The organism is Flavilitoribacter nigricans DSM 23189 = NBRC 102662 (genome assembly GCF_002646595.1).
Lineage (GTDB): Bacteria > Bacteroidota > Bacteroidia > Chitinophagales > Saprospiraceae > Flavilitoribacter > Flavilitoribacter nigricans.
On record NZ_PDUD01000051.1, the window covers coordinates 63528 to 90401 of the forward strand.

The 26874-nt window shown below is 53.0% G+C and carries 20 protein-coding genes; 9 read left to right on the plus strand and 11 right to left on the minus strand.

The window, feature by feature from the left end:
- Positions 1 to 48: 48 nt before the first annotated feature.
- Positions 49 to 2454: a S8 family peptidase gene (locus CRP01_RS36125; protein ID WP_099154966.1), complete on the minus strand. Its 2406-nt coding sequence runs from the start codon at positions 2452 to 2454 to the stop codon at positions 49 to 51.
- Positions 2455 to 2568: 114 nt separating this feature from the next.
- Between CRP01_RS36125 and CRP01_RS42910 the strand changes: the two genes are divergently transcribed.
- Both CRP01_RS42910 and CRP01_RS36135 read left to right on the plus strand, forming a co-directional pair.
- Positions 2569 to 3747, plus strand: coding sequence for a T9SS type B sorting domain-containing protein (locus CRP01_RS42910; protein ID WP_143473696.1), 1179 nt, complete (start codon positions 2569 to 2571; stop codon positions 3745 to 3747).
- 69 nt (positions 3748 to 3816) lie between these two features.
- Complete coding sequence (locus CRP01_RS36135; protein WP_099154967.1) at positions 3817 to 6417, plus strand: glycoside hydrolase 5 family protein; 2601 nt, start codon at positions 3817 to 3819, stop codon at positions 6415 to 6417.
- A gap of 72 nt (positions 6418 to 6489) precedes the next feature.
- Here CRP01_RS36135 and CRP01_RS36140 read toward each other — a convergent pair whose 3' ends face one another.
- Positions 6490 to 8220 carry a M14 family metallopeptidase gene (locus CRP01_RS36140; RefSeq protein WP_099154968.1) on the minus strand — a complete coding sequence of 577 codons (1731 nt, stop codon included), beginning with the start codon at positions 8218 to 8220 and terminating at the stop codon, positions 6490 to 6492.
- A gap of 98 nt (positions 8221 to 8318) precedes the next feature.
- On the minus strand, positions 8319 to 9974 hold the full coding sequence (locus tag CRP01_RS36145; RefSeq protein WP_099154969.1) for a M14 family metallopeptidase: 1656 nt from the start codon (positions 9972 to 9974) through the stop codon (positions 8319 to 8321).
- A 216-nt stretch (positions 9975 to 10190) separates the two neighbouring features.
- Between CRP01_RS36145 and CRP01_RS36150 the strand changes: the two genes are divergently transcribed.
- Complete coding sequence (locus CRP01_RS36150; protein WP_099154970.1) at positions 10191 to 11315, plus strand: hypothetical protein; 1125 nt, start codon at positions 10191 to 10193, stop codon at positions 11313 to 11315.
- 328 nt (positions 11316 to 11643) lie between these two features.
- Positions 11644 to 12780 (plus strand): hypothetical protein, encoded by a 1137-nt coding sequence (locus CRP01_RS36155; protein ID WP_099154971.1) that lies wholly within the window; start codon positions 11644 to 11646, stop codon positions 12778 to 12780.
- 45 nt (positions 12781 to 12825) lie between these two features.
- Here the strand turns inward: CRP01_RS36155 and CRP01_RS36160 are convergent, their stop codons facing one another.
- The 3 genes from CRP01_RS36160 to CRP01_RS36170 are packed head-to-tail and all read right to left on the minus strand — an operon-like array spanning position 12826 to position 14746.
- Positions 12826 to 13254 carry a VOC family protein gene (locus tag CRP01_RS36160; protein WP_099154972.1) on the minus strand — a complete coding sequence of 143 codons (429 nt, stop codon included), beginning with the start codon at positions 13252 to 13254 and terminating at the stop codon, positions 12826 to 12828.
- Positions 13235 to 13942 carry a TetR/AcrR family transcriptional regulator gene (locus tag CRP01_RS36165; protein WP_099154973.1) on the minus strand — a complete coding sequence of 236 codons (708 nt, stop codon included), beginning with the start codon at positions 13940 to 13942 and terminating at the stop codon, positions 13235 to 13237. Before CRP01_RS36165 ends, CRP01_RS36160 begins: the two co-directional genes overlap by 20 nt.
- Before the next feature lie 54 nt (positions 13943 to 13996).
- A complete protein-coding gene (locus tag CRP01_RS36170; protein ID WP_099154974.1) occupies positions 13997 to 14746 on the minus strand; it encodes a DUF1835 domain-containing protein in 750 nt (249 codons plus the stop codon).
- A 142-nt stretch (positions 14747 to 14888) separates the two neighbouring features.
- Between CRP01_RS36170 and CRP01_RS36175 the strand changes: the two genes are divergently transcribed.
- Both CRP01_RS36175 and CRP01_RS36180 read left to right on the plus strand, forming a co-directional pair.
- Positions 14889 to 15854 carry a VOC family protein gene (locus tag CRP01_RS36175; protein ID WP_099154975.1) on the plus strand — a complete coding sequence of 322 codons (966 nt, stop codon included), beginning with the start codon at positions 14889 to 14891 and terminating at the stop codon, positions 15852 to 15854.
- Positions 15838 to 16470: an alpha/beta hydrolase gene (locus tag CRP01_RS36180; RefSeq protein WP_099154976.1), complete on the plus strand. Its 633-nt coding sequence runs from the start codon at positions 15838 to 15840 to the stop codon at positions 16468 to 16470. The genes CRP01_RS36175 and CRP01_RS36180 overlap by 17 nt, the downstream gene beginning before the upstream one ends.
- 9 nt (positions 16471 to 16479) lie before the next feature.
- Here CRP01_RS36180 and CRP01_RS36185 read toward each other — a convergent pair whose 3' ends face one another.
- The 3 genes from CRP01_RS36185 to CRP01_RS36195 all read right to left on the minus strand — a co-directional run bounded on the left by CRP01_RS36185 (position 16480) and on the right by CRP01_RS36195 (position 21752).
- Positions 16480 to 17451, minus strand: coding sequence for a TolB family protein (locus CRP01_RS36185; protein ID WP_099154977.1), 972 nt, complete (start codon positions 17449 to 17451; stop codon positions 16480 to 16482).
- Positions 17452 to 17516: 65 nt separating this feature from the next.
- Complete coding sequence (locus CRP01_RS36190; protein ID WP_099154978.1) at positions 17517 to 20690, minus strand: WD40/YVTN/BNR-like repeat-containing protein; 3174 nt, start codon at positions 20688 to 20690, stop codon at positions 17517 to 17519.
- A 135-nt stretch (positions 20691 to 20825) separates the two neighbouring features.
- On the minus strand, positions 20826 to 21752 hold the full coding sequence (locus tag CRP01_RS36195; protein WP_099154979.1) for a T9SS type A sorting domain-containing protein: 927 nt from the start codon (positions 21750 to 21752) through the stop codon (positions 20826 to 20828).
- A gap of 197 nt (positions 21753 to 21949) precedes the next feature.
- On the opposite strand from CRP01_RS36195, the gene CRP01_RS42050 reads away from it, so the two are divergent.
- From CRP01_RS42050 to CRP01_RS36205, 3 genes are all read left to right on the plus strand, one after another.
- Positions 21950 to 22153: a hypothetical protein gene (locus CRP01_RS42050; protein ID WP_143473697.1), complete on the plus strand. Its 204-nt coding sequence runs from the start codon at positions 21950 to 21952 to the stop codon at positions 22151 to 22153.
- A gap of 423 nt (positions 22154 to 22576) precedes the next feature.
- Positions 22577 to 25339 (plus strand): sensor histidine kinase, encoded by a 2763-nt coding sequence (locus tag CRP01_RS36200; RefSeq protein WP_099154980.1) that lies wholly within the window; start codon positions 22577 to 22579, stop codon positions 25337 to 25339.
- Positions 25340 to 25480: 141 nt separating this feature from the next.
- The gene (locus CRP01_RS36205) at positions 25481 to 25678 is read left to right on the plus strand and encodes a hypothetical protein (RefSeq protein WP_099154981.1); all 198 of its coding nucleotides are present in this window, start codon (positions 25481 to 25483) and stop codon (positions 25676 to 25678) included.
- Here CRP01_RS36205 and CRP01_RS36210 read toward each other — a convergent pair.
- Positions 25675 to 26109, minus strand: coding sequence for a hypothetical protein (locus CRP01_RS36210; RefSeq protein WP_099154982.1), 435 nt, complete (start codon positions 26107 to 26109; stop codon positions 25675 to 25677). The two genes, CRP01_RS36205 and CRP01_RS36210, sit on opposite strands and share 4 nt — an antisense overlap.
- Positions 26110 to 26122: 13 nt before the next feature.
- Complete coding sequence (locus CRP01_RS36215; protein WP_099154983.1) at positions 26123 to 26461, minus strand: hypothetical protein; 339 nt, start codon at positions 26459 to 26461, stop codon at positions 26123 to 26125.
- Positions 26462 to 26874 lie beyond the last annotated feature (413 nt).

Genomic DNA, 26874 nt, shown 5'->3' on the forward strand with positions numbered 1-26874 from the left:
AAGCGGCCTCCGGGAATGACGAGGCCGCTTTGGGAAATGACCGCATTCCTACAACTTAACCAGCGGACAGCTTTCCCGTCCCTGCGCCCGGTCCAGGATGAGGTTATAAAATCCCGCCGGGAGTTCTTCGCCCCGTAGTTCAACCTGATGCGCGCCGCGACTCATCGCGGTAGCGGCCAAGATCTCCCGGACCACTTTCCCCGTAACGTCTACCAACCGGAGCGATACCGTCTCGTCCGCGGGGAGCTCAAAACGGATCACCGTCTGCCGGTGAAAAGGATTGGGCGCACTGCGGAGGGCTCCGTAATCCGACGGCATGGTTTTGTTGTGGATGGCCGGCAAAGCAACCGGTCGGGCAAAGGGGCGTTCTTCCCGCGGATCCGTCCGGACCAAAGCTTCCGGAGGAGTACAGCCAAAAGCATCAATAGCGGCCGAAAAATTGACACCGGGTAGTACCTGAAATCCGGGCAAAAGCTTGATCTCCTGCCCCGCCCGGAGACTGAAATCGGAATTGACGACCATATTCGAATGCAGGCGCTGTTGGGCGGTGAAGTCATTGAATGGGAAAAGCGAACTTATGGCAGAAAGTTCCAGATCCGGCGCACACTGGGCGGCAATCGCCACGGCCACCAAACCATCAACAAATCCAAAGCCGCTATCGAGATCAAAACCGGCAGTCAGCATATCGATAGCCGCCTGTACCAGATAGAGCTCCACTTCCGAAGCGCTGATATTGGGTTGTATTTCCTTAAGCAAAGCAGCCATGCCCGCCGCGTGGGGAGCCGCCGCCGATGTGCCGAAAAAATTGAAAAATCCATTTCCATCCGGATCATTACCAAAAAAGGTATTGTCGGCCCCGTCCGGACAAACGATCTCCGGTTTTACCCGGTAATAGGGAGAAGCGATCGGGCTACCGTTCGGATTGAAGAAAAGCGGGGTACCACCCCGGGAGGAGAAGGATTCCAGCACCGGCGGACTGACCCCAAAATTGGGTGTGTTACCGAAAAAAGCCGCCCCTACCGCCACTGCTCCCGCCGCATTCGGCTGACCGTAGCAGGTCGAACTGAAGGTCTGATATTCGTTGATGATCAGGTCGCCGAAGACGATATACTTCAAAAAGGCCGGCGTGGGGCCTCCCGCTAAACCAAAAAACAGATTAAGCTGCTGATTGACGCCCGTATTGTTGCTGTAACTAATGATCTCCACGGCATCCCCACCGTTGGAATTATCTTCGATACCGGCTTCCAGGATGGTGGTACCGTCACTGGAAACCAGAAAAATGTCGAGATCCGTCTGGGGCCCGGGCAGTCCACTCACACTCGTGAAAGGATCCGCCCACTGGAATGAGATGATGAAATCCCCTCCGGCCGGAACGGTGACGGACTGAAAATAATCTCCGCCGCCAAAATCGTGGCCATTCACTGCATACTCGTAGGTAACCTGCGTAGCCGGATCGGTAAAAGTAATATCGAACTCATCTCCCGGTGCCGGTACCGCCTGGTAAGAATTCGCCGCATTGTTCCCCGCCGAAGAAAAATAACTGACGCCGGAGGCAAATACCTGATCAGCGGCCTGGGCAATCAGTCCGTCCTGAAAGAACGGGCTGGCAAAATAGCTGACATCGTCCACGATCACATCGCAATTGCCGACTGTAGCCAGTTCGACAATGCCGTCGGCAAAATCGGCCCGGCCGAAGAAGGCCGTATGAAAGGCCAGTCCGGCACCCGGCGCAATATCGTGGACGATCTCGGCCATCGCCCGGCCCTCATCACTGGTACCGGAGTCCGCGAGTACATTGACAGCCTGATTGAAACCATTCGGGTTGCCCGGGCCGGGCAGATCCCCGCTGAGCACGCCGTTCGAGGCCGTACCCAGAAAATTGTAGCTATCCGACAGGATGCCCACCCGCACGCCGGTGCCGTCCAGATTGAAAAAGTCACGCATCCAGTCCGAATTCTGCGCGTAATCGCCCTGACTCGTCACCGATCCGGCCTTGCGAAAAGGTCGGTGCGCCAGACCGAGGCTGACCAGTTCCGGGATCTGCTCGATCGCCTTTTGGTTGGTGAGTGCGGTGTACGGCAGACGCCCGTTAACTACCCGCTGGAAAGCGACACCCTCCTCCAGACCGAATTTTTCGAGGAGACGCAACAACTGTTCACCGTCCGTACGGGCTACGGCTTCAATGCGGACCCATTCCCCGTCCTGCATAACCAGGGCATTAGTCGGTCGGAAGTCCGACCCCCTTCTACCGCCGGAGCGGAAATCCGTAAAATTGCGATGCAGTCGTTCTAACCCGTGGGAGATCTTTTTTCCTTTGCCCATAACTTTCCATTTGGGAAGGTCGGTGAGCGATTGTAAGCGAGGAGATTGCGAATGGACCACAGTGGGGAAAAACGCGGTAAGGACCAGGAGCAGCCACAGCCACTTCCCGGTAGAAAGGTACGATCTTGTCATAACCGGAGGTGTAAATTTGTTTCGATTAAATTTAGGAAAAAATTTATATGTATTAAGATTTTCCCCTTTGAAAAACGTCACATTTTTTGATTATACTGACGTAAAATCATTTGCATGCGTTTATCCTCATCTGGTTTGATGCTTCTCGTTTGCCTGTTTGTCCAGGCACTGAACGCTCAGGAAAATTCAGCGATCACCTGTGCGGATGGCCTGGATAATGACGGAGACGGACTCATCGACTGCCTGGATCCGGGATGTAACAGTCTGCCCAATTTCGGCTGTACCAACTGCTCGGAAGGCATCAGTTTTGCCGATACTGTGCTGAGTTACCGCAGTGGTTGTCCCACGCGGGCGGATGATCCCCGGGCGGCCATCGGCGTCAGTGACTGGACCGATACCGGCGGGGATAACGCCAATATTGTCTTTCTGGGTAGCGGCGGCACCCTGAAGCTGGGTTTCACCAATAATCTGTTGACCAATTCGGGGGATGATCGCGAGGACATTTACGTATTCGAGGTAGGCGCCATCGAACCGGCGTTTCTGGGCGTACGTCCCGCCGACGCCTACACGGTGGCCCAATTGCAAAAACTGGCGATCACCGATAACGATGGGGACGGATACTACGTGATCGCGGATATCGGATCGCTTGGCCTGGGTTACGATATCGATATGGCCATGCCCGGTTATCCGGCCGGTTCGCTGCGGTTTGACGCGATAGAACTGGTCGATATCCTGCAGGCAGACTGCGATTCGGCTTCTCCCGGAACGGATATCGATGCGGTCTGTGCCCTTTCGTTTATTCCCTACGATTGCCGCGGTGTACTCGACGGAGATGCCGAGATCGACGCCTGCGGGGAGTGCCTCAGCCCGGATGATCCCTTGTTCAATACGGCTTGTGCCGACTGTACGGGTACACCCAATGGAAGCGCCCGGATCGACAATTGCGATGAGTGCCTGCAACCGGATGACCCCGGTTTCAACAATTGTGTGGAAGATCATACCCTCTATATCCCCAATGCTTTTTCGCCCAATGCCGATGGCATCAATGACCGCTTTGTTGCCTTTACCGATCAGGTGATCGTTAAACAGATCCGCCATCTGGCTGTTTACAATCGCTGGGGACAAAAGCTGTACGGCGTCTCCCAGATCGATCCGAATGGGTTCGACCAGTGGTGGGATGGCAATTACCGAAACCAGCCCGTCCCCACCGGAGCGTACAGCTATTTTATGGAAGTGGAATTCATCGACGGCGTCGTGGAATTGTTCTCCGGGGAGGTTACATTACTGAGGTAGTTGTTATCTTTCAGGAAAGCCGACCGTCACGACCGGGTTCAGGCACAATAGTCAACAAAACGAATACCAATGCAAACCGTAAACTACCGGCGGATGCCCCTGCTGCTCTGCCTGCTTACCATATTTACTTTTTTCCAGGCCGGCTATTCACAAAATTCGGGTGGGGTTTATGTCGACGACCAGGGTGTCATGCGGTGGACGGACAGTGATGCCGAGATCCAGGGGTTCGGCGTCAATTACACCCTGCCCTTCGCCCACGCCTACCGCTCGGCCAAAAAACTGGGTATTGATCCTTTGCGGGCCATCGACGAGGATGTGTACCACTTTGCCCGGCTGGGATTCGACCTGTACCGGGTGCATGTCTGGGATACGGAGATCAGTGATACCCTGGGCAATCTGCTGTACAACGAGCATCTGCACGCGTTTGATTACCTGCTTAAAAAGCTGAGTGAGCGCAACATCAATTACGTGCTTACCCCTATCGCCTACTGGGGCAACGGCTGGCCGGAACCGGATGAAAAGACCCCGGGATTTTCGGCCAAATACGGCAAAGGAGACTGTCTGACCAACCCCGCTGCCATTAAAGCCCAGGAAAATTATCTCGCCCAATTCCTGGATCACGTCAATCCCTACACCGGAATAGCCTACAAAGACGATCCGCGTTTGATCGCCGTGGAGGTGAGTAACGAACCCCACCACCGGGAAGCGCCGGAGCAGGTGACGGCTTTTTTACAACGCATGGTGGAGGCCATGCGGAAGACGGGTTACGCCAAGCCCATTTTCTATAATATCAGTCATAGCGTACACCTCGCGGAAAACTACTTTGCCGCCGACATTCAGGGGGGTACCTTCCAGTGGTATCCGACCGGACTGGGTTACCAGCAGGAACTGCCCGGCAATTACCTACCCAATGTGGACGACTATAACATTCCTTTCGATCCGGTGATCCGCGAAAATCAGGGTGCAAAACTCGTTTACGAATTCGACGCAGCCGACGTGGGCGGATCTTACATCTACCCGGCCATGGCCCGTTCTTTCCGCAAGGCGGGCATTCAGATCGCAACGCATTTTGCCTACGATCCGACCTATCTGGCTTACGCCAATACCGAGTACAATACCCACTACATGAACCTGGCCTACACACCCCGAAAAGCGCTCAGTCTGAAGATCTGTTCCGAAGTCTTTCACCGCATTCCCCTGTACAAAGACTTCGGCAATTATCCGGAGAATACGAATTTCGCGGGCTTTAAAGTGGATTACGAGCGGGACCTGGCCCAACTGAACATTGACGATCGATTTTTCTACACGAATACAACGGAGGATAGTCCGGTAAATGAAAACGCCCTGCAGCACATTGCCGGCACGGGCAGTTCTCCCCTGGTCAGTTACGGTGGCAACGGCGCTTATTTTCTGGATAAACTGGAAGATGGTGTCTGGAGGCTGGAAGTCATGCCGGATGCGCTCATTATCGGTAACCCCTACGGGCGCAACAGCCTGGACAAAACCAATACGGTGATCCAGTGGAACGACCGGAAAATGCAGGTGAAGCTGCGGGACCTGGGCGGCGACTTTCAATTGCGGCCCATTAATTCCGGGAATCGCTCGCGGTCGGAAGTGAACGACGGCACCTTTACCATCCGCCCCGGGGTGTATCTGCTCAGTCGTCCCGGTCTGGACAATAAGTGGAAAGGCGATGAAGCCTGGCAAAATATTCGGCTGAATGAATTCCACGCGCCGGCCGCTACTGTCGATAAAACCTACATCGTCCACGAAGCGCCGGAGGTGGCCGTTGCCGGGGAGGACCCGTTGCGGATCAGCGCCCAGGTGATCAGCCCGGATCCCAACCCGAGCGTGTCGCTCCTGGTAGCCGGCGGTTTCCGGGGGCGCAATATTGACCTGGAAAGAACCGGCCCCTTCACCTACGAAGCGACTATTCCGGCGGATAGGCTACAACCCGGTTTTCTGACCTACTACCTGACGGTACGGGGAGAAGATGGATCGACCACCTTTCCATCCGGAAAATCGGGGCTGCCCTACCGGTGGGATTTCTACGATCGTACGCCCTATCGGGTGCGCGTGATCGGGCCGGAACAGCCCATTTCGTTATTCGATGCGGAGGAGGATGCCGATGCGCTATCCGTCAAAAACTGGATCAACACCCTGCGACTGCTGCCCCTGGATGATCCCAAATTATCGGAATACCAGGTAAACGTTCAGCGACTTTTTCAGGAAGATCCGGAGAACCTGCAGGGGGAAGTACTGCACGATTATACCCTGCGCCATTACCTCAATCCGAAGATCGATCCGGTACGCGAGCAACTGGCCGGCAAAAAAACACTGCTATTGACCGCCCGGGCCATGAATGAGCGGCCTACCAGGCTACAGTTAGCCCTGATCGATAAAAAAGGAAATGCTTACGGTGTGGTGCTGGATGTTGCTCCGGAACTGGGTACTTACGAAATCCCGGTCAGCGCGCTGCGTAAGACCCGTACCGTCACGATGCCGCGCCCCTACCCTACTTTTCTGCCCTATTTTTTTGCGGGCGGCACGGAGGAACCGCTGGACCTGCGGGATATTGAAGCGGTACAATTTTCGATCGGCCCGGGTATACCGGTAAAAGAGCTCGAATACCAGCACGGGATTGGGTTGGTCAGTCTGACGCTGGAATAAGGGAAATAAGCGGTGCAAAGAGTAGCTGCCGGATACGGTTTACGTTCCGTATCCGGCAGCGGGTTTATTGGTTTATTCTTTCGATCTCGAAACCACCCCGCCCTTCATACTATCCACGGTAATGGTATAATCCGCACCGGGCCGGGCTTTTACGATCCAGCGAACGGTCACGGCATCCATGCCGGAAATATTGGGAACGGAGATCTGCGCCGGATTGGATTCCTGTTCCTCCGTCCGATTCATCAGGCGGTCCAGTACCCGCAGGCCGGACACCACCGGCGCCCCTTCCAGTTTGATAAAATCCGGACGGGTGATCTTGTTCTTAATATCGTGATCCGAATGGGTGGGAATGATCGCCAGATTGCCGACTACCGCCGTCACCTGTAAATAACCGCCTCCCAGGTCCTTTTCCTCGATCTCTTCGATCACCAGATCCGGCATCTGCGCGGCGTGGTAGAGGGTAAACGCCATATTGCGGTGGGCGTCCGTTTCCAACAGGAAGCCTGGATCCGCCCGGCCGGAATTCTTTTTGGTACCGCCGATCTCGATCGGACCGAAAACGGGATGATCGTAGGGCTCCCAGGCGATCACATCATCTTCAAACAAGAGTCGTTTGCTAAAATCAACCCGGTCCTGGGCATCGGTTTCCGTTTTATTGTACATGAGGTAGGAGGTGTAGAGTTCATTAGTGAAGCTGAAAATACCGCGTCCACCGTGGAACCACTCGATCTCTCCGCCGTAGGTAGAATAGAGGTCCTTATAGATCACCAGATAACGATAGCCGGGAATGATCTTTTCGCCCAGGTTACCAATAGCATCATACACCTGAATATCGCCCCGCGAATAAACCCGTTCGTCTTCTTCCGATCCGGGGCCCCGGAGGATCATACCCCCACTATTGTGATAGCTCTGAGCTCCGGCAATATTGGGATGGGCCATGATAAAGTCCGCCACCGCGCGATCTTCCGGAATGGAGAAAGGATATTGGTGCGAACCGCTCTGAATGTATTCCGGCTGCCAGTTCCAGCCCCAGTTCCGGTTCGGATCGTAATATCCGCCCACCCGGTCTTCGTTCACCTGTCCGTCACCGTCATTATCGATCCCTTCGTAACCGAGATTTTCGTAGGTACCGCGCTCATCGTTTTCCGCCCGGATCATACGTCCCGGATTACGCGGATCATCAATCCAGCGGCCGTAAGGATTTTTGCGGCGCATCTGAGAGACGTGGCCGTCCCCGTTTAAGTCTTCATAACCATCCTCATCGTATTCCCCGTCGCGGTCATCATCTATGGGGATCATACCCGAGCGTGGGCTGTGGGCGGTATTGGCACCCTGCATGTAATCGTTCCGCGCGTCCGGGTTGATGGTGGGCACGATGTAAAAGATCCGCTTGGTGAGCAGGTCCTTGATGAAGGCGTTCTCATCGAAACTTTCCGTCAGGTACCAGGCGGTGTACATAGCGATCTCCGCTCCCTGGATCTCATTCGAGTGAATATTCCCGTCGATGTAAAAGCCGGGTTTACGATCCGGATCTCCGCTATTGAAATCCGTGATGGTCAGACACCAGAGGTCCCGGCCTTGATAGGATTTTCCGATGGAGGATAATTTTGCCAGTTCGGGATACGCGGCGGCAATCTTTTTGGCAATTTCCGCCAAACCTTCGGCGGTATTATAACGATTCCAGCTTACGTCCACTTTGGGATTCGCCGGTGTGCCGGATGCTTTAAAGAACTGGTCCGGCGTCTGGGCGTGTAATGCCGTGCCCAGCAGTAAAAAGAGAATGATATATAATTGAAATTTCATGTTTTGCTTTTTAAGAGCCATAGTAGTTGTTGATCACTCCGGGACAAAGCGCCGGAGTTCGCAGCGCACCAAGGAGCGCCGTACCCTACCCGACGGATTTAACGCAGGTTCAGGCTTTCTTCCGACCGGCCGCAGTGCGGTGCCGATGCTTCGATACTTATATTGCCGTTCCCTTTGATCAGCCAGCTCATTTCACTGGATCCGCCGCCGGCTACACTGGACAGCAGGGTAACTTTCCGGCCGCTGATCAACTCCTGACCGTTGGCCAGTTTCAGGTCGATGCGCAGGCTCTTCAACCATTTTACCCGGTCTCCGATCTCACTGGTGGTCGGCATGTCTCCGGAATTGTATACCGCCGCTTTTACCCGCCACAATCCATCATCCACTTTTTCGGACCGCACATTGACCAGTTCGACCTGGGGACGTTTTTTGGCCAGGGCCATCACAAATTCCGTATGTTTCTTCACCAGCGCCGGCACCTCCGAATAGGGCGGATTGGTCATCACGAAAGGTGCGATACCGCCAACTTCTACCGTTTGGCCGGGAAAATCCGGATGCTCTACGGCCGTCCAGGGCACAAATGCCTCTTCCAGACCGGCATCTTCGGCCCAGCGCAGGAAGTCCACTTCTTTATTCTTATCCTCATTGGGTTTGAATTTTTCCCGTTCTGTACTATCCTTCGGCATTTCCCAGGTAGGCAGATACCAGCCGGGCGTACCGAAACTGAAGCGGCCGAAATGGAAATACGCCCACTCCATGAATCCGCCGCCCTGGGTAGTGGTTTTGGCACCCTTGGGTGGTTTTACAAATTCGCCATACAGTTCGGATAACATCTTATTCACCCCAGCGTCTTCCTGCAGGATACCGCTGATCTTTCGGCCCTGACGGTTGGAGGGTTTATATTCCATCGGAGCGGCCAGGTTATCGGAGGGACCAAAAGTCAGTACCGCAAATATATTCCAGTGATTGTAGAGGAAATCCAGCACGGCCCGGCTTTCGGGTTCGGACACCGCGTACTCTCCGCTACCCGCCTGGAAGGGTTCGTAATTGAACGTCAGGTTTTCATTGAAATTGATACCACCGGGGCCGTCTTCATTGAAGTTGCCGTCGTGATCATTATCGGTCCCCTCCGTCAGAATGCGGTACTGTCCGCTGGTACCCGCATCACTTTTGGCTTTGGTCAGGATTCGCTCATCCGCCGGATGGGGCAGATAATTTCCGGTCGGGTCACTGATCCGCATCATGGTGATCATGCCGTCCCCGTTCAGATCTTCGTAGGGATCTTCATCCGTATAGCCGTCCCGATCGTTATCGGTAGCCCGGCCGTTGAGGTGGCGTTCGTATCGCAGATCGGCGAAGTATTGTTTAGCTGCATCCGGTGCCAGCTGGGGAAAAATGTAGAAGGTAGTGGTAGCGAGCAATTGCCGGATGCTGTCGGTACCTGCCCCCGCCAGAAGCTCGCGGGCTACGCCGAGCGCCAGTTCGGTGCCGATCAGATGGCTGCCGTCCACTCCGCCGGCCACGACCAGCGCCGGGTGCTCTGCGGTCGGTCCGCTACCGATGGTCAGTAGCCAGATATCTTCTCCTTCCACCGTTTTGGCGAGTGAACTTACTTCCAGCCAGTCGCTGTACTGTCTTTCCAGTTGCCGGATACTCGTCTCCAGCTCATCGGGAGAATGATAACGCTCCTGAGCCGGTAGCGCAAGGGTGAATGCGCTGAACAGCAGCGTTAGTAAAAATGGGTGATGTTGCATAAAAGTCTGCTTGGTTAAGTTTATAGTGAGAATTACAGGCTTGAAAATAAGAAAAATGTTACGGCCGGAGGGTATGATGTAATCCGGGCAAAGTCGCCAAAGGATGATGAGGTGCTCAACAAATCCAGCTCATTCATCCGTACTGTGGGGCATTTTTATTAATTTTCGTGTAACTACAGTGTATCATAGTCTAAACACGCCTTAAAACTCATTCCTATGAGAAATTTTGCTTCCATTCTTTGCTGCTTCCTGTTATTCCATACTCTATCCGCCCAAAAACTGACCGGAGAATATGCCATTACCGGTCAGGGAGGCACCATCACCCTGCAACTAAGCGAAAACGGTAATGGCCTGCAGGGCAGCCTGACGGATATGCAGGGTGTGGTCTATCAGGTACAGGGTACGGTAGAAGATGGTGACGCTTTCGGCACCATGAGTACCCCGCAGGGAGCCATGTACTTTGAAGCATTCCGCGAAGATCAAGATCTGTATCTGACCCTGATCCCTGCCGGTACCGACGGCCAGCCGGATGTTTCCGGAGCCCAGGAATTCGTATTAACGGCCACCGGTCGTGCTGTGCCCGCCCCGGTCAACCCCACGCCGCCGAGCGCACCTCCCCGGGAGGGAACGATCGGCGGACCACTCAGTGGAGCGGAACCCGGCCCCGCCGCCAACTGGAACGGTACCTTCAACGGAAATATCATGGGTACTGCCACGACGATGAACCTGCAGTTGGACGGATCCCGCCTCAACGGTACGGTTGACGCCGGCGGTTATCGCTACAATTTGCAGGGAACTACCAACGGCAACCGCTCTCAGGGTAAGTTTTCCGATCCGCAGACCCAGGGATTTTTCGATTACACCGCCGTTTTGAACGGTCAGCAACTGGATCTTACCCTCCAGAATCCTACCAACGGGCAGTCCCAGCAGATCGTTTTTACCCGCAGCAGCGCCGGCAGTATCAGTCCGGGAAATAACCCCGCCCAACCGAATGCAGCCCCACCCGCCAGCCGGGATTCGCGCCTTGTCGGCTCCTGGAACTACACCGACAGCTATACCTCGGGGGAATACAGCTTCGCTACCCAGTGGAAACTGATCATCAATCCGGACGGCTCCTACATTTACGGTGACGGTCGAGTGATTGGCGGGGGTGGCGGGATCAGTGGCGACAGTGGTTCGGGCGGAGACGTCGTTCGCGGCCAGTGGAAAACGGAAAACGGCATTATCCACATCAACACCGGCGCCGGCTGGCAGGCTTACGCCCGCTATACGACCAACGGGCAGAGTATGCTGATGCAATTCGGGGACGGCAGTAAACAGCTGTGGAAGCGATCCTATTGATCCTTTAGGATTCGGCGGCATCAAACGAGCCAATGTCGTGATTGCTGACCGCCACTCCGCAATTTTTCGGAGTGGCATTTCTGGAAACAATCGAGCCATCATTAAGCCGACAATTGGCTATAAACACAAAAATCTATTTTATTTGTCCGATAAGTTAGTATAATTTTGTGCCTGGTTAATCGGTGAAAGTCACGCTTCATCCAGAATTATATTAAAGTTTTCCTTACTATGCTGAAATCTGCGATCAGGATTCGAAACTCTTCGCCATTTTCCTTATTTTCGATTTGATAAACGTTTCATAGTCAACGCCCTTACAAGTCTCGTCCTTATGAAAAAGTCAGCTCTGATCCTCTGCTTACTCCTGTACACGTGTGTACTTTCTGCCCAAACACTTATTGGAAATTACATTACCCCCGGATCCAACGGGGGGCTTAGCCTGGAACTGGAAAGGAACATCGGTGGTGTTCAGGGCTACCTGAAAGATGCCCAGGGACACCGGTATTTTATCCAGGCCGAAGAAGAGAACGGTATCGCATTCGGTACGATCAGTATGGACCAGGGTGCGATGTTTCTCCGCATGGTCCGGCAGGGTTCTCAATTATATCTCAGCCTTCTTCCGGTAGGCGCTAACGGCCAGGCGGATACCAATAATGCCCAGGAATTTGTCCTGACCGCTGCGGACGAAAAGGGTAATCCCATTTATTCCGCACCGAGTGCCACTCCACGTGCCTACGATCAGCCAACGGCAAAAGCGCCCAGAAATCCCAACCCGCCGCCAGCGGGCAAGTGGGATGGTTTTTTCAGCGGCCGCGTCATGGACCGGCCCAGTACAATGAACCTGCAACTGGCCGGCACCCAGCTTTCCGGAGATATGAACGTCGATGGCTATCGCTACACCATCAGCGGCACTATCAACGGCTACCAGTCCCGGGGCAGGATGCTCGATCTGCAAACCAACGACTATTTCAACTATACCGCCAACCTGGACGGCAAACAGATCAATCTGAATATCGAAAATCCCATCAACGGTTCTTCGCAACTCGTCATCTTTAAAAGGGGAACCGGTACGGTACTTAATCCGAATCCCCCCTTCAACGCCCGGCCCTACGAGGACGTGCAATTCACCCAACGGGAACAGCACGACAACCGGATCACCGGCCGCTGGTATTTTTCCGAAAGCATAAAGGCGGGTTCCTATTTTGTTTCCAAACAGTGGAAGTTCATTCTCAATGCCGACGGCTCTTACATCTTCGGTGATGCCCGGGTGATCGGCGTGGCGCCCGAAAACGGATCACGCGGCTACGGCGGTGATATCAACTACGGGAAGTGGAGAACGGAAAATAATATCCTTTACGTGGATAGTGGAGCGGGCTGGGAAGCTTACGCTTATTACGCCCGAACCGGAGACGATCTGTTGCTGGACTTCGGGAACGACACCCGCCAGTTGTGGGTCCGTACCAACTGATGCCGGCAGGTCATTTTTCAATCCTCGGACCGGGCAGGAGTAAGCTTATCTTCTGGCTCTTTTTTCCTCGGTGAATGCGCGCACCTGGGTGGTGATCTCCACCCGGTGGTCATCGGGATCGTAGATGTAAATAGAATGGAAAAAGTGATGGTCCTGGGAATCGTATTTGATATCCAGCGCTTTCAGATGATCTTTTACGCTTTCGAAATCCTCCCTGTCCACCCGGAATGCATAATGGTTGGCCCGGATCACCTCTCCTTCCGGCAGCCGGCCGGGGGAATCGCCATGAGTAGGAAAAAGCGCCACTCCGGTGCCGTCCGCTGCTACCATTAAGGCGGGGAATGGTCCCCATTCGGTAGGCTGGATCCGTTCCAGACCGAGTACACGCTGGTACCAGGCCGCAGATTTTTCCAGCTCGCTCACGTGAATGGCGACATGATCTAGGGTACGGATATCAAATGCTTTCGCTTTCATGGCTTGGTCTTCTATCGAAATGAAACTGGATCAGCTGGTAAAATTCCGGCTGGAAGGTACCTGCATGTTCCCTGGCGTACTCCATGAGGGCTTCGAGCCCGGGTACGGTCAGATAAGGCAGCAACAGCAATACCCACTGTTCCAGATAACGCCGGATCTCCTGCTCCGGTTCGCCCTCAAAATAAATGCCGGAATGGGACAACCAGCATTCTCCCAGAAAAAGCTGCTGCGAGATGATCGCTTCGAATAATCCCGGACTATCCGGAGTTTCCAGCTGTCCGGCAGCAGCCAGCCCTGCCAACAACTCCGCCAAAGCGGCCCGTCTTTTTTCGTAATCCAGTTGGAGGGTCTTTTTAATAGCAGGCAGACTTCGGGTCAGACTCCACAGATCCTGCAGGATGAACCGGTATTCATCGTACAGGGTAAAGAGTTTTAGGTAGGTGTCCAGCATATCGGCAATGCTGACCTCATGTTTTTGAGCGGATGACGTTTCCAGAATATCGCAGTATTCGCGGTAAAACTGGTCAAAAAGTTGCTGGCCGATCGCTTCTTTAGACGGATAGTGGTAGCGCAGATTGCCCTGACTGATCCGAACCACCCGGGCGATCTGACGAGCCGAGGTCGTTTCGAAACCTTCCTGGTTGAAGAGGCAAAGGGAAGCCTGGAGAATAAGATCTTTAGTAGTCATGACAAAATGCTGCACCTTTTGGCGACCGAAGTCAGCCTGATTTTTTAAATAAGACTACGATCTACCGGCCTTAACGGCATCGAATAAACGCCGCACCTGCAGATCTCCGTAGCCGTAAATACTTTCCCGTTCATGAAATGCCCGGAATACGGGTCCAAACTGTTCGCTACCCAGTTCCTCCATGAGGGCCCGGATCGTGCGTTGGGGCCGCCCGGGACGATCATCTTCCGGATAACGTTCGCGTTCTGCCTTCACCGCCTCGACGAGAAACGGCAGGCGAGCCTGGTAACGCGCTGCGATCCCGGTCATGGTAGCGTGCTCTCCCCGTTGGTAGCATTGCCAAAGCCGGGTCATTTGTTCCAGCTCATCACCGTCGATTGTTTGGGCAGACTCGTAAGCTTTGATCAGCGCCGGTTGGTCCATTCCACCGAAACCATATTGTATCGGTCCTTCCGGCCGAACCAGTCTTACGTCGGCCACCTGGGTGAATTCGGAGAGCAGGAAGCTCGTGAACCACAGATTGACCTGGCAGAACAGATCATCCTCAAACCAGAGATTCACCCGGGCGGTGGCCGGAATACGCCGGATACGCTCGATCTCCGGAATTGTTTTCCGGCGGTAGTCTTCCGCCGTGACGCCGTAAATCTTCGCGAAAAACTCCATGCGGTTATCCAGCAATTGCTCCAGGCTGTCTCCCCGGGGCTGCCCGTCTACGAGGCATTCCCGCATGACTATGATCTCCCCGGAGATGGAGGGTGGGAATTGTTCTTTCAGCGCGTCGCCGTTTAAAATGTGTATTTCCATATTACAGTCGGTTGATTGATTACTAGTTCAGGAGAACTAAACCAAAGTTAAACGAAAAGGGTATTGTAATCAAGACTTCTCGAGAATATTGCAACACAATTAGAAAACCGGGGTTATGATATAACCCGCAAGGAGAACGATTATGTCTAAACAACTCATAAAAGGACTGCACCACGTTACGGCAATGGCCAGCAGTCCGCAGCAAAATGTCGATTTTTACGTAGGGGTCTTGGGGCTTCGGCTGGTCAAAAAAACCGTCAACTTTGACGCTCCGGATGTATATCACCTCTACTACGGTGATGAGACCGGCAATCCCGGAAGTATCCTGACGTTCTTTCCGTTTCGGAATATCCGTCCGGGAGCGCACGGTTTGGGGCAGGCGGCTACCACTACTTTTTCCATTCCCAAAAGTGCCATTGATTACTGGCTGAAACGCTTTGAGCATCTGCAGGTAAGTCATAAACCACCGCAGGAACGCTTTGATGAGGTAGTCATTTACTTTGAAGACTGGGACGGGCTCGGCCTGGAACTGATCGCCAATGACCGGGATCAACGGGCGCCTTTCACCTACGGCCACATCCCGCTGGAACACTCCATTCGCGGTTTTTACAGCGTGGAACTCTGGGAGAGTACTTACGAGCGAACCGAGTCTCTACTGGTAAAACTGGATCACCAGTTTGTCCGGGAGAGTGGTCCGCGCCGCCGGTATTCCACCCACGAAAAAGGAGAACCGGGTAAGATCATCGATATCGTCTGGGATGCTCAGAAACAGTACGGAATGGACGGTAGCGGTACGGTGCACCACATTGCTTTCGATACGCCTTCGGATGCGGATCAGCTGGCGGTGCGGGAGAAACTACTTACTTCCGGCGTCCGAACCACGCAGGTGCTGGACCGGCAGTATTTCCATTCGATCTATTTCCGCGAACCGGGTGGGGTGCTCTTCGAAGTGGCGACTACTCCTCCGGGTTTTCTCTACGATGAGGACAAAGCAAATCTGGGCGAATCCTTGAAGCTTCCCCCCTGGGAAGAACACCGCCGGGAATACATTGAAAATTTATTACAACCGATAACTTTAAATCCAGAAAAATATGCATCGCCATCATAAAAATGTAGTCACCGCCGGCAAGGCACTTTCCGAAGCGTCCAAAGCCATGATCATGATCCACGGCCGGGGCGGCAGCGCTGCGGGCATTCTGGAGATCGCCGAGAGCCTGGAGGTCGCGGACTTCGCCCTGCTGGCACCGCAGGCGAACCAGCACACTTGGTATCCCTACAGCTTCATGGCACCGGTGGCCAACAATCAGCCGGGACTGGATACCGGGCTGGCGGTCATCGGAGAAATTTTAGACGATATCCTCGCCGCCGGGATCAGCCGGGAAAACATCTATTTACTGGGATTTTCCCAGGGAGCCTGTCTGACGTCGGAATTCCTGGCCCGGAACGCGGGCCACTTTGGCGGAGCTTTCATCTACAGCGGTGGAGTGATCGGAGCAGAAGTTGACCGTTCCAACTACAGCGGAGATTTCGAGGGGACGCCCATTCTGCTCGGGTGCAGCGATGTGGATGCCCATGTTCCCCTACACCGGGTACAGGATACCACCAGCATCTTCGCCGAGATGGGCGCGGAAGTTACCGAACGGATCTATCCGAACGGGCCGCATACGATACTGGCGGATGAAATTGAGTTAACCAACCGGATCCTGACGCGGAGCCAGTCGTAAGCGGGAAGCTCATCGGAGTTCCTGAATACGGATGTTTTCGCGCCCCGGACCTCCGGATTGGACCAGTACTTTCGTTCCGTCCGGATGAATGGAAAAGGCACGGCCGTCTCCCAGCTTTTGCCGCCCGCTGCCATCGGGATGAATTCGGTAGAATTCCCAATCGCCCTTGCTGTTGGTATTGATGAGCAGGGAGCGACCGTCCGGAAACCACAGCGGGCGGTGATCACCCAGTGTATCGCTCACTCTCCGGAGCCTTTGTTCCTTCAGGTCGAGCGTGTAGACGGCAAAGTTCCGGTGGAGACCATCCTGATCGGCGATAAAAGCCAGGTGCCGTCCATCGGGCGCAAAAACGGGATCAATAGGACCAGGCGGGAGATCCGGCAGTGACCGGATCTCCTGCTTGTATACATTCAGCAGGTAAAGATGCTGTTCCCCTTCCCGGTCGGAACCAAAGGCGAACCACTGACCGTCCGGCGACCAGGAAAAATTCCGGTCCGGTGCCGGGTGGTCCGTCAGGTTGACGTCCAGGTGATCGAACAGATCTTTCAGACAAATATCCGCCTCCCCTCTTTTAGTCGAACAGCTATAGGTAATACTGCGGCCCTGCGGGTGCCAGTCAAAGAACATCGGATCGGTAGGGTGGGTCATTAGGCGCATGGGCTCGGCCCCGTCACTATCCATAACCGTTAGCGTACCTCCGGACAAGTAGAGCAGCTTGTTGCCGTTGGGCGACCATTTGAATTCCTCAACATCCTCTTTTGCGTGGCTGAGTTGGCGGGTGCTATGGGTTTCCAGATCGTACCGGTACAATTGATACCGCCCAATCTCATTGGATAGAAAAGCATAAGCCTGGCCATCCGGCGACCAGGCCGGCTGCAATTGTGCATATTGCGCGAAGGCAGTTGGTAAATATCCCAAATGAAGCAGTATTCCGATCACTATCCAGCGGAATGGCCGGTTCCCAATGCTTTGGTTGCTCAATGTTTAAGATTTTACGATCATTTCGGATTCTACCAACTCCCACAAGGCACCTTGAATACTCCAGTCTAACTCTTCGTCGCCTTCCGTTTGATCCCAATGATATTTTTCTTGCGGACCAGTTCATTAAAGGTCCGGACGCTTTCGCTCAGAGAGGCCTCTACCTTTTGTTCCAGATCCGTCCAGGCTTCATCCAGGTCCGTCCAGCGTTCGTAGGCCGCGGCATTGGGGCGACCTTCCCGTCCGCCGGAAATGTAGCCGTCCGCTCCGGTTACGTAATTGTAGTTTTCCACCAACTGATTGTCCAGTCGCGGCGCAAAACGGATCGGATCCTGATTACTTTCATTTTTGGTTTGGATCAGTTGTTCTTCCAGTGCCGTCAGTTCTTGCAGGATGCTGTCGGCGGCGGTATTTACCTCCTGATCTTCGGTTTGCCCTTTCATCCAGCTGATCTGTTCTTTGACCGACCGGATCTCCTGGACCGATTCGTGCACTGCGGAAATGGCATCCCGGATCTCCAGTCCCAATCGTAACTGCTCCTCGTAATCCGCTTCATCGATCTCTTCGGCAATGCGCGGATCCTCTTCTACTTCCACCTGTTGGGTCAAGATCTCATCACCGTAAGTCAGCCGGATATCATAGGTGCCCGGAGGCGCTTTAACGCCGCCCGTATACCCCCAGACGATGGTGCCGTCCATGAGCGTCGGCCCTTCGTAGGTCAGATCCCAGTTGATGCGATTGAGTCCTTCCTTCGGTTTCAGCTGGGCCGTTTTGTGTTGTTTCGCCGTCAGGGAATCACTGGAGAATACCTGTACCAGCCGGGCATCCGCATCGATCACTTCGATCCGGACATCGCCTTCAATAGAGTCCTGCAGGGCGTAATGGATCAGAGCTCCCGAAGGGCGCGCCGTGGGAGCGTTATCGCCCAGGAAGCCGGCTCCGCCGTCGTTTACCTTAAAGGCCGGTCGCATCTCGAAAAGATACACCTGTTTTTCGGCCAGGTCATCACTCATCTCACGAATGGGACTGAGGTCATCCAGGATCCAGAACGAACGTCCCTGCGTGGACATGACGAGATCTCCCTGGTGTACCCGAAGATCCGTGATCGGCGTGATCGGCAGATCTCCCTGCATGGGTTGCCAGTGTGCGCCCTCGTCAAAGGACACGAAAAGTCCGAACTCCGTCCCGGCGTACAACAATCCTTTGCGTTCGGGGTCCTCCCGAACGACCCGTACCGGATAATCCGCCGGGATACCGTTTTTCCCACTGGTGATCCGTTTCCAGCTTTTACCGTAATCATTGGTCATGAATATATAGGGGGCAAAATCATCGAAGCGGTACTTATGGACCGCCACAAAAGCCCGGCCGGCCTGATGGGTGGAAAGGTCGATCTTGTTCACCGTACCGTATTTGGGCATGGCCGGGGGCGTAATCTCCTGCCAATTCGCGCCGTCGTTGCGGGTGATGTGGAGCCGGCCGTCATCGGTACCGGCCCAGATCGTTTCCGCTTCATTGGGATCAGGAACGATCTCAAAAACCACATTGTAGATCTCTACTCCGGTGATATCGTGGTTGATCGGTCCGCCGGAATAATCGAGATGCTCCGGGGTATTGGTACTCAGATCCGGGCTGATCACCCGCCAGGTCTTACCGCCGTCTTTTGACTGGTGAACGTGCTGGGATCCGTGGTAGATCACTTCCGAATCGTGGGGCGATACGGCCATGGGCGATACCCACTGAAAGCGGTATTTCAAATTCTTGGCGGCTTCCCCCAACTGGAGTTGCGGATAGGCCATGATATTGTTTACCTGATCTTTCGCCAGGTCGTACTTATCCATTACCCCACCGTAGCAACCGGCATAAACGATATTCGGGTTGTTCGGATCCAGGGCAACCGGACCGGTTTCACAACCACCTACTGAATACCAGTGCTGTTTGGCGTGCAGGGTATTGTTGGAAGACCAGGCTGGTATACTGATAGTGGTATTATCCTGCTGGGCACCGTACAATCGGTAAGGCAGGCCGTTATCCACAACTACACCGTAGATCTCCGCCGTGGGCTGATTGAGGTAAGTAGACCAGGTTTTACCACCGTTCAGCGTAACCTGAGCGCCGCCGTCATCCGCCACGATCATCACTTTCGGGTTGTCGGGGTTGATCCAGAGGTCGTGTACATCGCCGTGCGGCACCGGTATGCCTTCGTAATTCTTTCCACCGTCCACCGAGCGATACAGCCCGGTATTCAGTGCATAAACCGTATTTTCATCCTGCGGATCAGCCACCATGTGGGTATAGTACCAGGCCCGTTGCCGGAGTTTATTTTCTTTGTTGATCCGCGTCCAGGTTTTGCCCGCATCATCCGAGCGGTAAACGCCACCCGCCGGTTCGGCCTCGATGATCGCCCAGACCCGGTCCGGATTAGCCGGCGATAAAGTCAGTCCGATCTTACCCGTCAGGCCGGTCGGTAGTCCGCCCGCCAATTTGGCCCAGGTATCGCCGCCGTCAATGGATCTATAAACCCCGCCGTCTTCCGAGCCGGAGATCATACTCCAGGGTTTGCGTTCCGCCCGCCACATGCCCGCGTACAGGACCCGTGGGTTGGAGGGGTTGATGATCAGCGATACCGCCCCGGTCTGATCCGATACCTGCAGTACCGCTTCCCAGGTAGCGCCGCCGTCCCGGGAACGGTAAACACCGCGTTCGGGATTAGGCCCGAAAATATGCCCCAGAGCGGCTACATAGACCAGATCCGGGTCTTTGGGATGGATCCGGATCTTGCCGATCTGTCCGGCTTCCGGCAGGCCACTGAATTTCCAGCTTTTCCCACCGTCGGTCGACTTCCAGATCCCCCTGCCCTGCGAGATATTCCCCCGCGGATCGGCCGATCCGGTACCGACATAAATGACATTAGGGTCAGCTTCAGAAACTGCAACGGCTCCAATCCCGCCGCCAAAGAAACCGTCGGATATATTCTGCCAACTACCACCGGCGTCGGTACTTTCCCAGAGACCACCGCCGGTGGTACCCATCAGAAAACTAAAGGGCGCTCCCGGTCGGCCGGAAACTGCCGTCGATCGGCCACCGCGAAACGGTCCGGCCATTCGGTACTGCAGGTTACTCAGGAGATTGGTATCGACCACCGTATTCCCGTTTTGCTGGGCGGTGACCGGTGCGTAGGTAAAAAGGTTAAAGGCTAACAATACGGCCAGTAAATGCCGCATGAGGATTGCAGGTTGTTTCATACTAGATCTTAGTTAGTTCAGAATGGGAATGTCCCGTCCGCCTGGTCAATGATAAGGTCTGGCCATGCGCAAGCAAACGGAGCACTACCTGGTTATCGTACATTGCTCAAAAATAACGGACCACAGCTTCCGACCCTAATAAATATTTATTTTATCCTTCCAGTAGCCGCTTTTGGTGATCACTTCGGTCAGATAAATACCGGACGGCAGGTCACGGATATCAAGCGGCAGGCGAAAGCTGCCGGCTTCCAAATCGTAATCTCCGGCTTTTACCCGCCGACCGTTCAGGTCATACATGCGCAGGCTGACCGGCCCTTTTTCGACACCCTGCAGTGCGAAGTTAAGCTCCGTACTGGCCGGATTCGGATAGATCCGGACGACAGCCCGCTCCTCTCCTACTTTCGCGCTCACGATATCGGAATATTCAAACTGACCATCCAGGTCCAGTTGTTTAAGCCGGTAGTAATTGAAATCCGGGAGCGGATAAGGGTCTGTAAATTTATAAAGATGGGGAACCTGGCTGGTACCCCGGCCCGCAACGAAGCCGATCGGTTGCCAGCCTATGCCGTCCGCGGATCTTTGGACCTCAAAACCGGCATTGTCGAGTTCCGTTGCAATCAACCATTCCAGACGAATATGTTCCCGGTCGGGATACGCCTTGAAAGTGGTCCATTCCACCGGCAACAGGTTAATTCCCGTAAACGAGCAGACCGAATTATTATCGCAGGTATTGCCCAGATCGCCGCCAATGGCCGCCGTAGAGCCCGGCACGTCACAGGCAAAAGCCGCGGTAACGGTCCATACGCGGGTCATCCCGGCGCGTACATTGGGACAGGAGGTACAGGTTGCGTTCGTAAAATCGATCAGATTGGAACTTACCGTAAAGAACGAAGAGTTATTGATGATCTCCAGTTCGATCACACACGGATCGCCGGATTGCGTGAGCACCACACTTACCATATCTATTCCCAAAAGATCATTCATACAGGTGAGTGGGCATTGAGCTCTTAATGACATCAGGATCGGGAGCAGGCTTCCCAGAATTAGGATTAGTTTTCTCATAGCATAGTTTTCTAAGGCCCGATTATGATTAAATAATTCGGGTGGAAAATGTTAAAAATAAATAAGCATTCTCCGTATCCTTTAGTAGGCTGCAGCCGTTGACGGTCAGGACCGCTCACTTCCGCTCAGCGGGATCTTCTATTTATCTCCATTCCGCTACAGCACAAGCTGCATTAAATATAAAAAAATAAGCCCGCATGAGCTTAAACCTGCCGGCCCAACAGCAACAGGTTTTCCTGACAATTCTTTATTCATTGGAAAAGCGGGCAACTCCATCCGATGTAGCTGATACAAATATCGCTTTCGAGGAAACATCTGAACTTTTTTGCTGTTCAAGCTTAGAACTGGTTTTAAGCTTGCTCCCAACAGGGGTCAATGCCGCGGCCTTAACAACCCAATGAACATTATTTTCCCGCAATTCTTTGGGAATACGACATCTCTTTCTCTCCGGGAGCCCCATAAAATCTTTGTAGGAACGGATGACCTTTTGCGATCACGCAGCCAATTCGGCCTGGCTATACCAGCCGGAAATTCCTGCAGATCATTTTACCCTTCGGCTTCATTTAATTTCCAGCATCTGGCATGGAAGAGATAGATCCTGAAGGATGGCGTTTTTGGGGATTCCGACTTTCACCACTACACCCAGATAGACTGACCGAAGCGGTTGGGAGAAATCCAAAACCGCATTGCGTCGGTATGATTAATTTCGTTTTTGTGAAGTAGCAGGTTTTCACACCTTACCTGCTACAAAGATCCGATAAAGGCAACAAGTGTTACCGGCTCATCATATTTTTTTGATCGTTTTCCTATTCTAAAGGACCGTTATGGATACCGAACATAGACAGACCAATTCCCCGAGCGGCGACAATGATCGCGAGCGTCTTTCGGAAAGCTTGCAGGGCAAAGACGCCAAGCGGATGCAACTGGCTGCTCATGTAGCCAAGCTAGGGGTATTTGAATGGGATATGATCGAGGACAAAGCGTTCTGGGAGAACGAGCAAATATTCAAGATCTTCGGGCGAAGCGCTGAGGACGGTCCACTTTCCGGCAAAGATTTTGTCGAGGATTATTTACATCCGGAAGATGTGAATTCCCTGAGCGATGCCATACAATCAGCCATTCGTTCGAAAGATTATCTGTTTTTCCAGTGCCGGATCGTTCCCAAAAGCCAGAATCGGCCGATTTGGGTAGAGATCACCGGCGAATTGGAATGCACGGAGGACGGCACTCCATCCCGCCTGATCGGCTTCATCAGGGATATCACCGAGATCCGGAGAGCAGAGGACAAACTGCGCCAGGCCGCCGAAATGAACGCATTCCGCATCCGGCTGGCGGACGGTTTGCGCCAAATGGACGACACGGAAAAAATAAAATCAGAAGCCGCTCGACTGCTTGGCCTTGAACTCCAGGCGGATCAGGTTTTCTACGCTCAGTTGGGCCCCGGCGGGGAATATGCCATTGTCCCGGAAAATTATTACGCCCAGCGTTCCTTACCATCGGTTAGTGGACGGCAGAAGATCGCCGATCACCCTCATCTCTTCGCTATCCGGCAACAGCAAGCGACCATTGTAGATGATATTCGGGTCGAAAAAGAGATTCCTGAGACTTTACACAGTTGGTACCACGATTTGGAAATCCGTGCATTCGTTGCCTATCCCCTGTTTCGAAATAATGCTCCGGAAGCAATTTTCTGTATCACTCAGGCCGAACCCCGCGAATGGACGGAATACCATCTGGAGTTGATCCGGGAAACTGCCGAACGAATGCAAACCGCCATTGAACGGGTCATCGCCGAAACCTCCCTGCGAGCCAGTGAACACCAGCTCCGTCTCATTACGGATACACTGCCTACGATGATCTCTTACCTGGATAAGGACCACCACTATCGCTTCGTCAACCGAATGTACGAGAACTGGTTCAATATCCGCCGGGAGGATATCGTGGGTAGACACGCACGTGAGATCCTGGGAGAGTCCGCTTACCAGGCCGTATTTCCTTATATCAAACGGGTACTTTCCGGGGAAGCATTCACTTTCGAACAGACTTTTGATTACAACAATGCCGGCAAGAGATACGTGCGGGTGAATTTCATTCCGGACGAATGGGAGGATGGCCAGGTAAAAGGCTGGTACGCTATGGTCCAGGATTTCACCGAACGCAAAGCGGCCGAGCAGCGGCTGATCGAAAGTGAGGAACAGCTTAAGCAAATGGCCAACGCCATGCCCCAGGTGGTCTGGATGACCGACGCGGTAGGCCAAATATACTATTCCAACGAACGAAGCGAACGACTTTTCGGGGTGAGTAAAGATGATACCGGCTGGGATATGGACAGCGTCACGCATCCCGACGAAAGGGAAGCTACCCTCGCAGCCTGGAAAAAGGCGGTAAGTAAAAAATCTATTTTCACCTACGAACATCGCCTCCGGATGCAGGACGGCAGCTATTGCTGGCACCTCTGCCGGGGCATCCCCGGTCTTGATCAGGACGGGGAAATCCAGAAATGGTACTTCACCGCTACCGATATCAATAAGCTCAAAAAAGCGCAGCAGGCACTGGCTACCAGCGAAGCCTACTTTCGGAAACTGGCCGATGCGGCCCCCGTATTTATCTGGCAATCCGGTATCAATGGAGAGTATTACTACTTCAACAAAGGTTGGCTGGCCTATACCGGACGGGCATTGGAGGTCAAGCAGGGTATCGGACTGAACGATCTAGTCCATCCCGATGACCGGAAGCGCTGGCAGGATATCTACCAACAATCCTTCGAACAGCGGCAAGCTTTCGAAAGAGAATTCCGCCTCAAAAAACACGACGGAACCTACCGTTGGATGCTGGACCACGGGGTGCCTACTTTTGATCTGGAAGGGACGTTCAACGGCTATGTCGGTAGCTGTATTGATGTGCACGAAAGGAAAACCGTTCAGGAACAGAAAGACATTTTCGTACGAGTGGGCGGCCATGAACTGCGCACTCCGCTTACGAGTATGCTCGGTTACCTTAGTTTAGCCAAAAGGTCAATGGATCTTTCCCAGCCGGCCGGCCAGTTCATCCAAAAATCGCACGAAAGTGCATTACGCCTGCGCACGCTGATCCAGGATTTCCTGGATACCTATCGGATGCAACAGGGCGACATCAGCTATGATATGTCTGAGTTGGAATTTGATCAATTGGTGCACCGGACCATTGAAAATATTCAATCGGGATACCCCAGACATTCGATCCGTACCGAAGGGCAAACCGGAATGACCATCCACGGCGATCAAAACAAACTGGAAAAAGTGATCGCCAACCTCGTAAACAACGCCATTAAATATTCGCCGGATAAGGATCATATCGACCTGATCCTGAGAAATGAGAAAGGGTTCGCACGCTTAACGGTTAAGGATTACGGCATCGGCATTAATCCCCAGGAGATCCCCGATATCTTCAGTCGTTTTCACCGGGCCGGCAATACCGGAAAAACCACCGGTATGGGACTCGGCCTTTTCCTGGTTAAGCAGATCATTGATCATCACAAGGGCAAAATTGAGGTCAGCAGTACGCCGCAGGAGGGAAGTTCGTTTACCGTTAGTCTGCCGGTAAGTTAAGCACAACCCATGCAAAAGAGCTGGCCACGATGCTGACAGACTTTAGGGGGCGACGGTGTTTGGTGGAAGGTGTACCGCCCGTATTGTGACAGGTTAACTAGTAATTAGCCCATTTGTATATGTACCATTTTCAATCGCGGTATGGTAAAAAAGAAATATTATTCATTCGGTAAAGCGAAAATGCCGATTCGATTTCCCGATTCTGAGAAGTTAGGTTTATCAAAAGAAAAAGTGAAACGGTTGGAAGAGGCCGATCTATCCGATCATTTTAAAATACCGAATATGCCTAAAATTGGAAAGAATATGCAGCAACGGTATATAAGCAATCAATTTAATTAATTCATCTCTCGCTCTAATAGTTGATCCAGGGTCGCGTCATCAAATTGATTCATGATCCACCTTTTAATTAAATCCCTGGCAAGCATTTTAGCTTCTTTGGAAAGTTTCAGATCAAGAACCAATTCCTTTGTTTTTTTAGTTTTTGTTTTTCGGCCCAATTCAATGTCGTCAATCCAGGCAGAAATATCATCCCCTTCTTCGTCCGGTGAAACCTGAATAATCCGGATGGCACGCTCAATTTCCGGGATAAAGGCACTAAAAATAGGATTCCCGTCGTATTCCTTTTCTCCGTTTTGCATCTGGTTAATATATGGAGTGTAGGTGTATCCATACTCTCTCAATAGACTGGTGAGTAGTCTATTCCAGAAAGCCTGCGCAAGATTGTACTCACGCTTGTTCTCCAGAAAATCTGCATATAAAAACTTTGCCATAACAAAACGACCTTTAGAAGATCATGTAATATAATAAAAACGCTATTAACAAAACGAGAAAAGCCCTTCCTCCCAAAACCTCGATATCAATCCGTACATCTTTGGTATTCCGATTTCGGAAGGATTTCTTTTTCACAGCATCTATCCCGCCGTCTACATTTTCGATATAGCGCTTTGCGTCTCGATACTGTTTCTCGCGAGAAGAACGCTCCTTCTTGGATAGACTATTCCAAAGCTTATCCAGTAAATTTAAACCGTCCACTTTGGAAAGTGGTTCATCCTGAGACCAGCTTTCGGATTTTTCTATCCCGCCTCCTTGTGCTTGAAAGCGCCCGCGATGTTTCTTCGACATAGGGAATGGTTTGGCGATTATCAGCAAATTACAGGGAATCTATTACGAATCCAAATGTTGAATAATACGTAAGCTACAGATTTTTCTTGGTTACCCCAGATTTCCGGTCGAACCCTTATATAATCGCCCGTCTTTCAGACTATACAGAACATAGAAGTAATACATGAGAGCAGAAATTTAAAAAGGCCTGACGGATTCCCCGACAGACCTTTTTTTGTAGCGCGAGGCGGACCCGAACCGCCGACCTCCCGTACGGGCGCTCTAAACAATCAACCTGTATGGGCTGAGCTTAGTGTGCCGGTGGCATCCAATATCTTTTTCTCTTCCAGAATACGTCGTAACTCAGCACCGCCTTCCAAGGTTTTAGACCAGCGCTCCCGAGCCGTAGCCTCGGATTTTTCCTGGAAATTTTC